This is a genomic window from Pseudomonas sp. 32_A (assembly GCF_017490905.1).
GTDB lineage: Bacteria > Pseudomonadota > Gammaproteobacteria > Pseudomonadales > Pseudomonadaceae > Aquipseudomonas > Aquipseudomonas inefficax.
On the sequence record NZ_JAFGYI010000003.1, the window covers coordinates 80,023 to 94,584 of the forward strand.

General features: G+C 64.8%; 15 protein-coding genes and 1 riboswitch. Of the genes, 2 read left to right on the forward strand and 13 right to left on the reverse strand.

All coding sequences use genetic code 11. The features are described 5' to 3' along the window. Position 1 precedes the first annotated feature (1 nt). From J5M58_RS02920 to cobO, 9 genes are all read right to left on the reverse strand, one after another. Positions 2 to 568, reverse strand: coding sequence for a histidine phosphatase family protein (locus J5M58_RS02920; protein ID WP_207877110.1), 567 nt, complete (start codon positions 566 to 568; stop codon positions 2 to 4). Then, positions 565 to 1,620, reverse strand: coding sequence for a nicotinate-nucleotide--dimethylbenzimidazole phosphoribosyltransferase (cobT, locus tag J5M58_RS02925; RefSeq protein ID WP_207877170.1), 1,056 nt, complete (start codon positions 1,618 to 1,620; stop codon positions 565 to 567). The genes J5M58_RS02920 and cobT overlap by 4 nt, the downstream gene beginning before the upstream one ends. Before the next feature lie 169 nt (positions 1,621 to 1,789). After that, a complete protein-coding gene (gene cobU / locus J5M58_RS02930) occupies positions 1,790 to 2,311 on the reverse strand; it encodes a bifunctional adenosylcobinamide kinase/adenosylcobinamide-phosphate guanylyltransferase (RefSeq protein WP_207877112.1) in 522 nt (173 codons plus the stop codon). Position 2,312: 1 nt separating this feature from the next. After that, the gene (locus J5M58_RS02935) at positions 2,313 to 3,767 is read right to left on the reverse strand and encodes a cobyric acid synthase (protein WP_207877114.1); all 1,455 of its coding nucleotides are present in this window, start codon (positions 3,765 to 3,767) and stop codon (positions 2,313 to 2,315) included. Beyond that, positions 3,764 to 4,756: a threonine-phosphate decarboxylase CobD gene (cobD, locus tag J5M58_RS02940; RefSeq protein WP_112252658.1), complete on the reverse strand. Its 993-nt coding sequence runs from the start codon at positions 4,754 to 4,756 to the stop codon at positions 3,764 to 3,766. Before cobD ends, J5M58_RS02935 begins: the two co-directional genes overlap by 4 nt. Further along, positions 4,749 to 5,657 carry an adenosylcobinamide-phosphate synthase CbiB gene (cbiB, locus tag J5M58_RS02945; RefSeq protein WP_112252659.1) on the reverse strand — a complete coding sequence of 303 codons (909 nt, stop codon included), beginning with the start codon at positions 5,655 to 5,657 and terminating at the stop codon, positions 4,749 to 4,751. The genes cobD and cbiB overlap by 8 nt, the downstream gene beginning before the upstream one ends. After that, a complete protein-coding gene (bluB, locus tag J5M58_RS02950) occupies positions 5,654 to 6,304 on the reverse strand; it encodes a 5,6-dimethylbenzimidazole synthase (protein WP_112252660.1) in 651 nt (216 codons plus the stop codon). Before bluB ends, cbiB begins: the two co-directional genes overlap by 4 nt. After that, positions 6,301 to 7,596 carry a cobyrinate a,c-diamide synthase gene (locus tag J5M58_RS02955; protein ID WP_112252661.1) on the reverse strand — a complete coding sequence of 432 codons (1,296 nt, stop codon included), beginning with the start codon at positions 7,594 to 7,596 and terminating at the stop codon, positions 6,301 to 6,303. The genes bluB and J5M58_RS02955 overlap by 4 nt, the downstream gene beginning before the upstream one ends. Continuing rightward, a complete protein-coding gene (gene cobO, locus J5M58_RS02960; protein WP_013971375.1) occupies positions 7,593 to 8,204 on the reverse strand; it encodes a cob(I)yrinic acid a,c-diamide adenosyltransferase in 612 nt (203 codons plus the stop codon). The genes J5M58_RS02955 and cobO overlap by 4 nt, the downstream gene beginning before the upstream one ends. Positions 8,205 to 8,323: 119 nt before the next feature. After that, positions 8,324 to 8,544: riboswitch (cobalamin riboswitch) on the reverse strand. 167 nt (positions 8,545 to 8,711) lie between these two features. Between cobO and J5M58_RS02965 the strand changes: the two genes are divergently transcribed. Next, the gene (locus tag J5M58_RS02965) at positions 8,712 to 9,290 is read left to right on the forward strand and encodes a hypothetical protein (protein ID WP_207877116.1); all 579 of its coding nucleotides are present in this window, start codon (positions 8,712 to 8,714) and stop codon (positions 9,288 to 9,290) included. Between the two features lie 195 nt (positions 9,291 to 9,485). Here the strand turns inward: J5M58_RS02965 and J5M58_RS02970 are convergent, their stop codons facing one another. Then, the gene (locus J5M58_RS02970) at positions 9,486 to 9,749 is read right to left on the reverse strand and encodes a DUF3077 domain-containing protein (RefSeq protein WP_112252663.1); all 264 of its coding nucleotides are present in this window, start codon (positions 9,747 to 9,749) and stop codon (positions 9,486 to 9,488) included. Between the two features lie 1,234 nt (positions 9,750 to 10,983). Here J5M58_RS02970 and J5M58_RS02975 point away from each other — a divergent pair. Further along, complete coding sequence (locus J5M58_RS02975) at positions 10,984 to 12,291, forward strand: sorbosone dehydrogenase family protein (protein WP_112251133.1); 1,308 nt, start codon at positions 10,984 to 10,986, stop codon at positions 12,289 to 12,291. A 45-nt stretch (positions 12,292 to 12,336) separates the two neighbouring features. On the opposite strand, the gene J5M58_RS02980 is transcribed toward J5M58_RS02975, so the two are convergent. The 3 genes from J5M58_RS02980 to hda all read right to left on the reverse strand — a co-directional run bounded on the left by J5M58_RS02980 (position 12,337) and on the right by hda (position 14,497). Beyond that, positions 12,337 to 12,870 carry a C40 family peptidase gene (locus J5M58_RS02980; protein WP_112251131.1) on the reverse strand — a complete coding sequence of 178 codons (534 nt, stop codon included), beginning with the start codon at positions 12,868 to 12,870 and terminating at the stop codon, positions 12,337 to 12,339. A gap of 138 nt (positions 12,871 to 13,008) precedes the next feature. Beyond that, on the reverse strand, positions 13,009 to 13,662 hold the full coding sequence (locus tag J5M58_RS02985; protein WP_133970574.1) for a C40 family peptidase: 654 nt from the start codon (positions 13,660 to 13,662) through the stop codon (positions 13,009 to 13,011). Between the two features lie 127 nt (positions 13,663 to 13,789). Continuing rightward, entirely contained in the window at positions 13,790 to 14,497 is a 708-nt protein-coding gene (gene hda / locus J5M58_RS02990) for a DnaA regulatory inactivator Hda (RefSeq protein ID WP_013971369.1), read from the reverse strand. Positions 14,498 to 14,562: the final 65 nt, after the last annotated feature.

Sequence of the window (14,562 nt, forward strand, 5' to 3'; positions counted from 1 at the left end):
TTCAGCGCCCCTCGACCAACTGGCCGTCGTCACCCGGCACCAGCCGCATCAGCGCAGCGTGGCCGACTTCGACCTGCAGTAACTGCGCCCTCGGCAAACCACGTGCACGGGCCAGCAGCAGCCGCATCACGCCACCATGGGTGATCAGCAGCACGCGCTTGCCGGCATGCTGCCGACTCAGGCGTTCGACAGCAGCCAGCACGCGCTCGGCGAACGCCTCGACCGGCTCGCCATTTGGCGGGGTAAACGCGTAAGGGTCCGCCCAGAACCGCCCCAGCGCGTCCGCCTGGTCTTCCATGATCTGCGCCGCACTACGGCCCTCCCAGTCGCCAAAATGCAGCTCCTGTAACGCCGCTTCACGCTGTACGGGGAGGTTCAGCCGCTCGCCCAGCTCCTCGGCAAAATGCGCACAGCGCTGCAGCGGCGAACTGACCAGGACCTCCCACGGGCCGGCTTCGGCCACGGCATGGCGCATCTGCGCCCAGCCCTTGTCGGTCAAGGCATCATCAAGGCTGCCACGCAGGCCGCCCTGTTCCGTTTCGCCATGGCGCAGCAGATCGAGGATCATGCCGGGCGATCCGCCACCGCAGCCTCGGCGAAGGTCGCCATCTGCCCGTGCAACGCACAGGCCAGGCGCAACAGCGGCACGGCCAGGGCAGCCCCACTGCCCTCGCCCAGGCGCAGGCCCAGCGCCAGCAACGGTTCGGCCTGCAACGCGTCGAGCAAGGCTTTGTGCCCAGGCTCTGCGCCTTGGTGGGCGAACAGCAGCCAAGCCCGGCACTGCGGGTTGAGGCGCACCGTCAGCAGCGCGGCGACACTGCAGATGAAGCCGTCCACCAGTACCGCGATACCTGCCTGCGCGCAACCAATGTAGGCACCGGCCAAGGCCGCGATCTCGAAACCACCGACACAGCCCAGTGCCTGCAATGGTTCGCTGGCACTCAGGCCATGCAGCCTCAGCGCTCGCTCGATGACCTCGGCCTTGTGCCGCACCCCGGCGTGATCCAGGCCGGTACCCGGGCCACTCAACTCAGCCGGCGGGCAGCCCAGCAGGACGCTGGCCAAGGCAGCGGCAGCCGTGGTGTTGCCAATACCCATCTCGCCACCGATGAACAGCTGCGCGCCCTGTTCGGCGGCGCGCACGGCACTATCGCGACCAGCCTGCAGGGCGGCCTGCAGCTGGCCCTCGGTCATCGCTGGCTGGCGGGCGAAGTTGGCGGTACCGGCGCCCAGGCGCAGATGGCGCACGCCAGGCAGTTCCAGGTGCGGGTCGATGGTGCCCAGGTCGACCACTTCCAGGCTTGCCTGCAGCTGGCGCGCCAGCACGCTGATTGCCGCGCCACCACCGACGAAGTTGCGCAGCATCTGCCCGGTCACCGCTTGCGGGTAGGCCGAGATGCCTTCCTCGACCACGCCGTGGTCACCGGCAAAAATGCTGATTGCGGCGCGGTCCAGGGTCGGCCGCTCACAGCCCTGCAGGCCGGCCAGCTGAATGGCCAGGCCCTCCAGCTGGCCCAGCGAACCGGCAGGTTTGGTCAACTGCTGCTGACGGGCGCGGGCCTGGTCCATGGCGGGGTTGTCGAGAGGTTGGCAGGGGGATTGCCACCAGGGTTGGGTCATGGTCATGGGCCTGTTCGTAGTTGGGTAATGGAAGCTTACAGAAACTCCGTAAGCGCGCCGTGCACCCTGTGGGAGCGGGTTCACCCGCGAAAAATGCGACGCGGTGCATGGCACCGGCTACGCCGGTGTTCGCGGGTAAACCCGCTCCCACAGGGGCCCTGCCAGATGCTCACGGCGCGGGTCCTTTGAGCATTAGGGGCAGGCCGGCCACGGTCAGCACCACGCGCTGACAGCGTTCGGCCACAGCCTGGTGCAGCCAGCCGGCCAGGTCGACATAGCGCCGGGTCAGCTCACCCATGGGCACGACGCCCAGGCCGGTTTCGTTACTGACCAGGATCACCGTGCCCGGCAACTGTTCCAGGCAGGCCAGCAGCGCATCACGCTCCTCGGCCAGGCGCTGGTCATCTTCGAGCATCAGCAGGTTGGTCAGCCACAGGGTCAGGCAATCCACCAGCAGGCACCGCCCTTCGGCCGCTTCGGCGCGCAGTACCGCGGCCAGGGCCAGGGGTTCTTCGATCAACCCCCAGTCACCGGGGCGACGCTGGCGATGCAGCAGCACACGTTCGTTCATTTCACCATCCAGCGGCTGGCTGGTGGCGATGTAGGTCACCGGCAGGCCACTGGCGCTGGCAAGTTGTTCGGCCAGGCGGCTCTTGCCAGAGCGGGCGCCGCCGAGGATCAGGTTGAGCATGTCAGGCCACCCCACAGAGTTGGCGCAGGCGCGCGGTGTCCAGGTGCTTTTCCACCAGGTCGGCCAGGCGCTCGATATCGCGTTCGCGCAGGGCCTCGTAATCAATGACCTGCACATTCTCCAGGCCAGCCCAGCGCAGCAACGCCGCGCACGACTGGCTGCCTTCGAACAGGCCGTGCAGGTAGGTGGCAAGTATCTGGCCATCGGCACTGACAGCACCATCGCAACGGCCATCGGCAAGTTGCACGGCTGGCTGCTCCAGGGCAGGCCCGGTGGTAACGCCGACATGAATTTCGTAACCGGCAATCGGAACTGCGTCGAGGTTCAGCGTGCCAACGACGTTGCGCAGCTGCTTCTCGGCTTCGAGCACCGTGGCGTAATCGAACAGGCCAAGCCCCGGACTGGAGCCAGCGGCCCCTTCAAGACCAAGCGGGTCATGCACTTCGCGGCCCAGCATCTGCAGGCCACCGCAGATGCCGATCAGCTTGCCACCATAACGCAGGTGGCGGTCGATGGCTTTGTCCCAACCGCGCTCACGCAATTGCGCCAGGTCACCGCGCACACTCTTGGAACCCGGCAGGATGATCAGGTCGGCAGCCGGGATCGGCTGGCCCGGGCCGATGAACTGCAGGTCCACCTGGGGGTGCAGGCGCAGTGGGTCGAAGTCGGTGTGATTGCTGATACGCGGCAGCACCGGGACGATCACCTTGAGCACGCGCTCGGTCTTCGCCCCCTGGCGCACATCGATGCCGTCTTCGGCTTCCAGATGCAGGTCGGTGACATACGGCAGCACACCCAGCACCGGTTTGCCGGTGCGCTGCTCCAGCCAGTCCAGCCCCGGCTGCAGCAAGGCGATGTCGCCGCGAAAGCGGTTGATGACAAAACCCTTTACCCGCGCTTGCTCACTGGGCGACAGCAGCTCCAGCGTGCCGACCAGATGGGCGAACACGCCACCACGATTGATGTCGGCAACCAGGATCACCGGGCAGTCCACCGCTTCGGCAAAGCCCATGTTGGCGATGTCACCGGCACGCAGGTTGATCTCCGCTGGCGAGCCCGCGCCCTCGACCATGACCACCGGCCAGGCGGCGCTCAGGCGCTGGTGCGACGCCAGCACCGCCTGCATGGCGATGGCCTTGTAGTCGTGGTAGGCCACCGCATTCATGCTGGTGACGGCACGACCATGAATGATCACCTGGGCGCCGGTGTCGCTGTTGGGCTTGAGCAGCACCGGGTTCATGTCGGTGTGCGGTTGCAGCCGGCAGGCCTGGGCCTGAACCGCCTGGGCCCGGCCGATTTCACCGCCGTCGGCGGTCACCGCACTGTTCAGCGCCATGTTCTGCGGCTTGAACGGCACCACGCCGACGCCCTGGCGCAACAGCCAGCGGCACAGTGCGGTCACCAGCGTGCTCTTGCCGGCGTCGGAGGTGGTGCCCTGCACCATGAGCGTGGTCATGCCGTTTCCTTTTGATAATCCGCCAGGGCCTGGGCCAGGCGCAGCTCATCCGCCGCGCATTCTGGCAGCCCAAGGCGTACCGCTGGCGGCTGCTCGAACAACCGCACCAGGATGCCGCGGCGGGCAAGAAAGTCATGCAGGTGCGCGGCATGCTCGCTGCGCACGTACTGAAACAGGTCGCAACCGCCGCTGGGCGCCAGGTCGGCGCTGCGCAACAGCATCGCCAGCCGCTGACTGGCGGCGGCGCAGCGTTCGACCTGCACACGCTGGGCAGCGTGGTCGGCAAGGCTGGCCTGGGCCAGCACCCGGGTCGGGCCATTGACCGTCCACGGGCCGAGCAACTCGGCCAGGCGCTGCAGCAGGCTGCGTTCGGCGGCAACGAACCCGAGACGCACGCCAGCCAGGCCGAAGAACTTGCCGAACGAGCGCAGCACGATCAGCCCTGGGCGCTCGGCACAATCGACCACGCCATCCGCCGGGGTGTTGTCCATGAACGCTTCGTCGACCAACAGCCAGCCACCGCGGGCAGCCAGGCGCGCGTGCCACTCCAGCAGGCGCTCACGCGGCACCCGGCGGCCGGTGGGGTTGTTGGGGTTGACCAGCACCAGTACATCGAGGCTGTCGAGCGTCGCGTCGACCTGCGTTTCGTCCAGCTCTAGCAACTGGTGCCCCGCCCGTTGCCAGGCGTAGGGGTGCTCGGCATAGCACGGCGTCATTACCCCTACCCGACCGGTTGCGCGCAGCAGTGGCAAGGCCTGGATCGCAGCTTGGGAACCAGCCACCGCCAGCAATTGGCGGGCGCCGTAATACGCCCGTGCAGCGTCTTCCAGGCCGTCCTCGGTCTCCGGCAGGCGGGCCCAGGCCTCCATGGGAATCGGTGGAATCGGAAAAGGCCATGGCGCAATGCCGCTGGACAGATCGAGCCACTGCTCGCGGGCGATGCCGTATTGCCGTACCGCCCGCAGCAGGCGGCCTCCGTGTTCAAGCATTGATATAGGCCCCCAGGCAGATCACCAACAGCCACAGCCATACGCCGCGCTGCACCAGGCCCCAGCCGCGCTCGATGGCGTCGGCGTCGGCCACTGGCCCGTCACCCAGGCGTGGCCGCTCATGCAGCTCGCCGTGGTACACCGCTGGCCCACCGAGTTCCACCCCTAACGCACCAGCACCGGCAGCCATCACCGGCCCGGCATTGGGGCTATCCCACAGCGGGCCCTGCTTGCGCCAGCAGGCCAGGGCCAGGCGGGTCTTGCCCAGCAGCGCGTAGGTCAATGCCACCAGCCTGGCGGGAATATAGTTGAGCACATCGTCGACGCGCGCCGCGCACCAGCCGAAGCGTTCGAAGCGCTCGTTGCGGTAGCCCCACATGGCGTCCAGGGTGTTGCTCAGGCGGTACAGCACCACGCCCGGCGCGCCAGCCACCACGAACCAGAACAGCGCGGCGAACACCGCGTCGCTGCCATTCTCCAGCACCGATTCGGTGGCCGCTCGGGCTACCGCGGGTTCGTCCAGTTCGCGGGTTTCGCGGCTGACCAGGTAGCCCACACGGCGCCGCGCTTCCTGTAGGTCACCCTGGCGCAAGGCACTGGCCACCGGCAACACATGTTCGCCCAGGCTGCGCAGCCCGACAGCGCAGTACAATGCCAGCACGTCGACCAGCCAGCCGATATACGGTAGCCAGGAGAGGATCAGTGCCAACAGGGTAAGCGGCACAACGGCGAGGAACCATGCGCTCACCCCGTGGCTGCGCCAGCCGCGCCCACCGGCATTCAGGCGGCGCTCAAGGTTACTGGCCATGTTGCCGAAGGCCACCAGCGGGTGACGCCGCTGCGGCTCGCCCAGCAAGGCATCCAGGGCCACCCCGGCCACGGTCAGCAAGGCCACGCTCATTGGTGCTCTCCCCATTGGTTCTCAAAGAGCATTTCACTCAAAGGCCGTTCCTCGGCCCAGTTTTCCAGCACCAGCATCGGTGCCGGGTAGAACTCGGTTACCGGCCCCAGGCACAGCACTGCGACCGGCTTGGCCCCGGCCGGCATGCCCAGCAGCGCCGCCAGCGCCTGCGGGTCGAACAGCGACACCCAGCCCATGCCAAGGCCTTCGCCACGGGCGGCCAGCCACAGGTTCTGGATGGCGCAGGCCAGCGAGGCCAGGTCCATTTCGGGCAAAGTGCGGCGGCCGAAGATATGCGGCTCGCGGTTGTCCATCAGGGCAGCCACCAGCAGCTCGGCGCAGTCGTTGATGCCTTCCACCTTCAGTTTCATGAAGGCGTCGGAGCGTTCGCCCAAGGCTTCGGCGGTACGTACCCGCTCTGCTTCCACCAATGCCTGGATGCGCGTGCGCAGGTCGCGCCGGGTGATGCGGATGAAACGCCAGGGCTGCATCAACCCGACGCTCGGTGCCTGGTGCGCGGCAGCCAACAGGCGGCCCAGCAGTTCCGGGGCTACCTCGCCACCGGCGAAGTGGCGCATGTCACGGCGTTCGCCGATGGCCCGGTAGATCGCGGCGCGCTCGACGTCGCTGTAGGCGTGCTCGCTCATGGTCGCAACAGCGCCGCCGCCGCATCTGGGTTGGAGGGGAAGTAGAAGTGCACGTAGGAAGCCGTCAGCCGACCCAGGCGGTACACCGCTTCGTTGCCACGCCCGCCGTTGGGGCTCAGGCCTCGGGCAATCGGCTCCAGTGCGGTACTGGTCAGCGAATGGTGATAGGTGTGCCCGCGCAAGGTGCCTTCCGGTAGTTCCACCGCCTGCAGCGCCAGGGCTGCCAGGCGCTTCTGCATGGTTGCTTCGCCGGGCAGCAGGCCGAGCAGTTCGGCACGCTCGCCGGCTACGTCAGTCAGGGCATCGAGCAGGTACAGCATGCCGCCGCACTCTGCCAGCAACGGTTTGCCCAAGGCGTGATGGGCGCGTATCGCCTCGCTCATCGGCGCATTGGCGGCCAGGGCGTGATGGTGCAGTTCGGGATAACCGCCCGGCAGGTACAGGCTGTCCACTGCTGGCAGCTCGCGGTCATGCAGCGGCGAGAAAAACTCCAGCTGTGCCCCCAGCTTGCGCAGCAGGTCGAGGTTGGCGCCATAGGTGAAGGCAAAGGCCTCGTCCCGCGCCACGCCAATGCGCACACCGGTCAACGAGGCAGCGCTGGCTTGCGGTTCGGGTTCGGCAAAGGCCACTGGCGGCGGCAAGGCAGCATCGCAACTGGCACCAAGCGCCTCGGCAGCGGCATCCAGGCGCGCGTCCAGGTCGTTCAGTTCGCTGGCCTGGACCAGCCCCAGGTGACGGCTGGGCAGCTCGATACCGCGCTCGCGGGACAAGCCCCCATACCAGCGCAGGCCTTCGGTCAGGCTGCCTTCCAGCAGTTGCGCATGGCGCAGGCTGCCAACCCGGTTGGCCAGCACACCGGCAAATGGCAGGTCCGCCTGGTAGCGTGCCAGGCCCAAGGCCAGGGCGCCGAAGGTCTGGGCCATGGCCGTGCCATCGATCACCGCCAGCACCGGCACGCCGAAGTGGCGCGCCAGGTCGGCGCTGGACGGCGTGCCGTCGAACAGCCCCATCACCCCTTCGATCAGGATCAGGTCGGCCTCGCCGGCGGCTTCCCACAGCAGGCGGCGGCTTTCCTCGGCGCCGATCATCCACAGGTCGAGCTGATACACCGGCGCGCCGCTGGCCCGCTCGAGGATCATCGGGTCGAGAAAGTCGGGCCCGCACTTGAACACCCGCACCTTGCGCCCGAGGTTGCGGTGCAGGCGGGCCAGGGCGGCGGTGACGGTGGTCTTGCCCTGGCCAGAGGCCGGTGCCGCGATCAGTACGGCGGGGCAATGGCGCGGCTGGCTCACAGCTCCACGCCCTTCTGTGCACGAATGCCGGCCTGGAACGCGTGCTTGAGCATGCCCATCTCGGTCACGGTGTCGGCCAGCTCGATCATCTCGGGTTTCGCGGCACGGCCAGTGACGATTACATGCTGCATCGGTGGGCGGGCCTGGATGTCGGACAGCACCTGATCAAGGTCGAGGTAGCCGTGCTTGAGGGCGATGTTCAGTTCATCGAGCACCACGAACTGCACGCTCGGGTCTTGCAGCAACTGGCGCGACACGGCCCAGGCCGCTTCGGCGGCGGCGATGTCGCGCTGGCGGTCCTGGGTTTCCCAGGTAAAGCCTTCGCCCATCACGTGGTAGCGCACCTGCTCGGGGAAGCGGCGGAAGAACAGCTCCTCGCCGGTGCTGTTGCGGCCTTTGATGAACTGCACCACACCGCACTGCATGCCATGGCCCAGGGCGCGAGCGAGCATACCGAAGGCCGAGCTGCTCTTGCCCTTGCCATTGCCGGTCAGCACCAGCAGCAGGCCGCATTCGTTGGGGGAATTGGCGATACGTTCGTCGATGATCGCCTTCTTGCGCTGCATGCGCGCCAGGTGGCGTTCGTCGCGTTCGGTGGATTCGCTCATCAGGGTTCTCCGCTGGCTGGCGCCACGGCAACGCGCGGCGACAGGTAAAAGGCGGGCAGACGGAGAACGCGCAGGGGCCGTGGCCGTAGGCCACGGTGCACCGCGCATCACCCTCCGTGATGCCGTTGGCAGTATCAGGCCGGTCTCCGGGCTTGTGAGCGGGCCTTGGCCCAAGCCTGCGCGCCTTCCCGGGTGCTGGCACCCAGTGGCCCTGCGCGGCCGCGACTCACCTACCGTTGCGGGGGCAGCGCCGGAATCGCGCCATGCTGGCACCCACCGGCTTCCCAGTTTCACCCTGCCCAGACGGGGCTGGCAGGACACCTGAAACACGCGCGAAGGTTAGAGGGTTGCACCGGGAGCGTCAATCGAAGCGGGCTGCTTTGCAGTCGAACAGGCATCGCCCGGGTAATGGCCAATTCACCTGGTTGTGCCACACTGAATACAGTGATATCACATAGCCATTACTTTCAGCTGAACGCGACAACAACGATAACAGGAGAGCGCAGCATGCGAGGCCAGATCATCAACAACCCGCGTCTGGAGTTCCTCGCCCCGGCGCTGGAGCGCTGGGGCGACTGTATCGACCGCTTCAACCAGTTTGCCGGCGATGCCGAAGCACCTTATTGGCATGGTGCAGCCGCCAATACCGGGCTGCTTGCCGCAGCGGCGTGGCAGGCCGAACTGGCGGCGCTGCAGCAGTTTGCCGGCAAGAAGCAGCGCGACGAAGGCGAGTATGAAGGGCGCTGCGACCTGTCGATCAGCAGTGCCGATGAAGCGCTGTACCTCAGTGTCAGCCAGCGCTGGCCAAAAATCGTCCGGCTGGACATGGCCGACGCCCTGCAGCAGACCGCTGCCCTCGCGCGTCAGGTGGCCTACCCCAGCCAGTTGAAGGCCGGGGCGTTGTTCATCAGCCCGTGGAAGGCTGGCCAGCATGCCAGCCCTGAGGAACTGCAGGACCTGGTCGACGACCTGCAGAAACATACTGCCTGTGCCATCGCCTGGTACTTCCCGTATGCCTATCGCAAGTTGCACAACGAGCTGGGGCAGTATTTTCCGGGGGTGGCGTTGTTGCTCAAGCAGGCTTGAAGCAACTTCGGCTCAGGCCGGGGCCGGAACTCGTTTCGCAAGCGCGATATGGCTTCTGTGGGAGCGGGCGTGCCCGCGAAGAATTCAACGCGGTGGCTGGCACCGGCTACGCCGGTATTCGCGGGCGCGCCCGCTCCCACAGAGCCCCTGCTAAATCTTTCAGTTATATGCGGCCCCCTGCGCGCCCTTCAGGTCCTAACGCATCATGCCGAGTTCGGCATCATCCAGCAGCGCTTTGCCCAAGGCACAAAGGTAGTGCGCGGCCCAGATCAGCTTTGGCTTGTCTTCCATCAGGCCGTCGATGGTCAGATCCCGTGCATAGCCAATCAATTCCGAGGCTTGTTCGCGGGCGTTCTGGCAGGAGATGCCGGGTTCGATGCGGAACAGGGGGTGGGTCTGGTTTTCACCTTGAAAGAATATGGTTTTGCCGACTGTGCATTTCGTGTCTTCGGTGGTCATTTAGGGCTCCTGTCGTAGTGAAGCGACCACCGACCGCGGCTAAACAGTATGGTGGCAGCTGTACGTGGGTTAGCCGACCGGGACGTCAGGCACCCGGCGCACCCGCAGGTGCCCCACGCACAGCCGCCATGAGGCGCCAATGCCGATTGCTCGGTATTGCACGGCTGCGGTGTCTGACGATTTCGGGCGGCTAACCCGGTCATTGAAGGTCAACGACATGCCGAGACTAGAGACCGCATTTGGCACGCGCAACGGAGAATAGGCGTTGGGAGTATCTTTGGGAAACGGCCTACAAGAAAGGTGTTAAATCTGATTCTTGGGCCCGCCCCGCCACCTTGCAACTGGCACATTGAGCCACCACCAGACCTGCTTGCTCTTGCTCTTGCTCTTGCTCTTGCTTTTGCTTTTGCTTTTGCTTTTGATCTTGATCTTGATCTTGATCTTCGCGACTTCAGGAGGCCGAGCAGAGGTCTTGCGGAGGGAGGTGACGGGCATGGATGCCCGTCAAGCGCTGAGGCCCCATGGATGGGGCCTGCAGCGCGTACTCCCGGGAGCAAGACCGGCGCGAGGGAACCCCGGAGCGCAGCGTAGGGGCCGGATGATGGGAGCGCAGCGTTTTTTGGTTACTTTTTGTCGCGTTTGACAAAAAGTGACTCGCCGTAAGGGCGGAAAGGTGAGTATGAGTCGCCATCGTAAATGGACTATGCCCGATATCAAAACCAGTACTTTTCCGCTCTTTGCTCTTTGCTCTTTGCTCTTTGCTCTTTGCTCTTTGCTCTTTGCTCTTTGCTCTTTGCTCTTTGCTTTCAAGCGTGGGCATCAACAACAAGGTCAACATTCATTTGCGAAGGTGGCGCTTAATCACCTTTCCGCCCTTACGGCGGGTCACTTTTTGTCAAACGCGACAAAAAGTAACCAAAAAACGCTGGCTCCTATCATCCGGCCCCTACGCTGCGCTCCGGGGTTCCCTCGCTACGGGCCTGCTCCCGGGAGTACGCGCTGCAGGCCCCATCCATGGGGCCTCAGCGCTTGACGGGCATCCATGCCCGTCACCTCCCTCCGCAGTCCCACCGCTCGGCCTCCTGAAGTCGCAATCTGCGGCGCCTGAACTATCGCGCGCTTAGAAGCAAAAGCAACGGCAACGACAACGACAACGACAGTTGGATGGTTGCCGGGAACCTGGCGAATGCCGCCGACCTCTCAATTCATAGGCCCTGTTAGGAGGACGCCGCCCATGAAACACCTGACGCCTTGGTTATTGGCCGCCAGCCTGACTGCCTGCGGCGAAACCGCCCTGCTGAATGTACTCGACGGCAGTGGCCCAACGCCCCAGTTGCCCGCTCCGGTCAAAACTGCCCTCCCCACCGTGAATATCGCCCCGGCAGTGGGCTGGCCAAAGGACGACAAGCCCGAGGCAGCACCAGGAACTCAGGTGAAAGCGTTTGCCAGCGGACTGGACCACCCTCGCTGGCTTTACCTGTTGCCCAACGGCGACGTGCTGGTGGCCGAAACCAACGCCCCGCCAAAGCCCGAAGATGGCAAGGGCCTGCGCGGCTGGGTCATGAAGAAGGTGATGAAGCGGGCAGGTGCAGGCGTGCCCAGCGCCAACCGCATTACCCTGCTGCGTGACGCCGACCACGACGGCGTGGCAGAAATCCGCACAACCTTCATCGAAGACCTCAACTCACCGTTCGGCATGGCCCTGGTCGGCAAGAACCTCTACATCGCCAACACCGACAAGCTGCTGCGCTTTCACTACGAGCCCGGTGCCATGCAAATTCGCAATGAAGGCCAGTCGGTGGTCGAGTTGCCAGGCGGGCCGCTCAACCACCACTGGACCAAGAACGTGATCGCCAGCCCCAATGGCAAGAAGCTTTTCGTGACGGTCGGTTCCAACAGCAACGTAGGCGAAAACGGCCTGGACAAGGAACAGGGGCGCGCCGCGATCTGGGAAGTTGACCCAGCCAGCGGCCAGCACCGCCTGTTCGCCACCGGCCTGCGCAACCCAAACGGCCTGGCCTGGGAGCCACACAGCGGTGCGTTGTGGACGGCAGTCAACGAGCGTGACGAGATCGGCAGCGATCTGGTGCCGGACTACATCACCTCCGTGAAGGACGGCGGTTTCTATGGCTGGCCCTACAGCTACTATGGCAGGCATGTGGACGAGCGCGTACAACCGCCAGCGCCTGACAAAGTGGCCCAGGCGCTGGTTCCCGACTATGCCGTGGGCCCACACACGGCTTCGCTGGGGCTGGCATTCGCCGAACCGAATGGGCTACCACCGCCGTTCCAACAGGGGGCGTTCGTGGGCCAGCATGGGTCGTGGAACCGCAAGCCGCACAGTGGCTACAAGGTGATTTTCGTGCCGTTCGACCCGTCAGGAAAACCCTCGGGCAAGCCTGTGGACCTGCTTACCGGGTTTCTGGATGAGCATGGCAAGGCCAAGGGCCGCCCGGTCGGGGTAATCAATGATGGGCGTGGCGGCGTGCTGGTAGCCGATGATGTCGGCAATGTGGTCTGGCGGGTGAGCAAGGCGCCGTGAGCCCGCATTGCCAACAGGATTGGGGCCGCTTTGCGGCCCTGCCATTCAGGGATTCTGCGCCAGATGCCCTTGCGGTATGACGCGCTTCGCCTGCAGGTAAGCCTTGGCCCAGTAGCTGTTGGACAGGTAGTCCAGGCGCACCGTGCCGCCGCTTGAAGGCGCATGCACGAAGCGCCCTTCCCCGACATAAATGCCAGCATGGCTGACCTGCGAGCCACCACTGGTGGCGAAGAACACCAGGTCACCGGACTGCAGCGAGTTGGCATCCACGGTCGGTGCGCGCATGACGATCATCTCACGCGTAGAACGCGGCAGGCTTATGCCGGCGGCATCACGGTAAACGTACTTGATCAGGCCACTGCAATCGAAACCGGAATCTGGCGTGTTGCCACCCCAGCGATAAGGCGTGCCCACCAGGCCGATAGCACGCATCAGCACGTCATCGGCAATCGGCGAAGGGCTGGGTTGGCTATAGGTTACCTGCGGCTGTACCACAGGGGCCGGCGCAGGCGCACGGCTGGAGCAGGCAGCCAGCAAGGCTGCCAAGGGGAGAAATGCGAAGCGCGCCATCTTTACCATGGCCAGAACATCCTGTCTGAGTCCGCTGGGCCGCAGCCGAAAAGAGTTGAGAATTTAGATTAGACGTTTTCTATAAATGCGCACGGCGGCGAGCTTTTTCAAAGCATCGCCGCCGTGGCAGGATATATCATTTTGCTATCAGTTGCGCGCGATATTGGTGGTCGGCGCCATGGCCAAGGCACGCTTGGCTTCGATGAAGGTCTTGCTCCAGTAGCGATCACCGAGGCTGTCGATGCGCACGCCACCGCTGCGGCGGCTGCTGGAGTGGATGAACTGGTTGTCACCCAGGTAGATGCCGGCATGGCTGACGCGGCCGCGGCCATTGGTGCTGAAGAACAGCAGGTCACCTGGCTTGAGCTTGTTGCGGGCCACTTTCGGCGCATCGACGTTGATCATTTCACGCGTGGAACGCGGCAGGGTCACGCCCGCTTCTTCGCGGAACAGGTAGCCGATGAAGCCACTGCAGTCGAAGCCGGACTTCTCAGAGGTACCACCGAAGCGGTAGCGGGTGCCGATCAACGACATGCCGCGCTCGAGAATGCTGTCAGCCAGCGCTGGCAGCTGGTAAGGCTTGCTGCTGGAGAAAGACTGCAGGTCATCTTCGGTGGCCAGCTCTTCCGGCTCGCCGAATACCGACGAGGACGAGGCTTTGGCCTTGAACGCCGATTGTGCGGCGATCGGGGAGTGATCCTGGGGCTGCGGCTCTGAATGAGATGCTGGGCCTTGGGCCGCGCAGCCAAAAAGCAGGGTCACGAGTGCGAGTGGCACGAGGGGTGCGAAGCGCTTCAGCATGGGCACGACCGTGTCTGTAATCCTTTAGAAGGGTGAAACTATGCCCTCTATCATGGCCATTTGCAAATTTTATCGAAAAAGATGTGACTTTTTTGTTTTGCCGCTCTGGCCCAACGTTTTCAGGGGCTTACCAACCCAGGGTTTCCTTGAGGAAAGGAATGGTGAGCTTGCGTTGCGCCTGCAGCGAGGCCTGATCGAGACGTTCGAGCAGGTCGAACAACGCACTCATGCTGCGTGCGCCGCGGGTGAGGATGAAGTGGCCGACTTCATCGGTGAGGTGCAAGCCACGGCGCGATGCACGCAGTTGCAGGGCGCGCAGCTTGTCTTCGTCGGACAGGCCACGCATCTGGAACACCAGGGCCAGGGTCAGCCGCGACTTCAGGTCGGGCAGCTTGATCGGCAGTTCGCGCGGCGATGCCGAGGCAGCCAGCAGCAGCCGCCGGCCGCTGTCACGCAGGCGGTTGAACAGGTGGAACATGGCCTCTTCCCAGTCAGCCTTGCCGGCGATCACGTGCAGGTCATCGATGCACACCAGTTCGTACTGGGCCAGGTAGTCGAGCAGCCCTACACCACGATCGAGCAATTGCGCGAGCGGCAGGTAGACAGCGGGTTCGCCGCGTTGCTGGAAGCGGTGGGTGGCAGCCTGTAGCAGGTGGGTACGGCCAACACCTTGCTTGCCCCACAGGTAGATAAGGCTCTCGGTCCAGCCGGCGTCGGCTTCGCATAGCCGCTCGACGTAGCCCAATGCCGCAGCATTGGCGCCCGGATAGTAGTTGATGAAGGTGGCGTCATCGCGCAGGCGCACACCCAGGGGCAACTGGATCGGTGGTTTCATGCTCGCGGGCGGTCGACAGGACCGCAGGGGGCCTTTGGTGAACAATCTGCAAAGTCTATACCCGC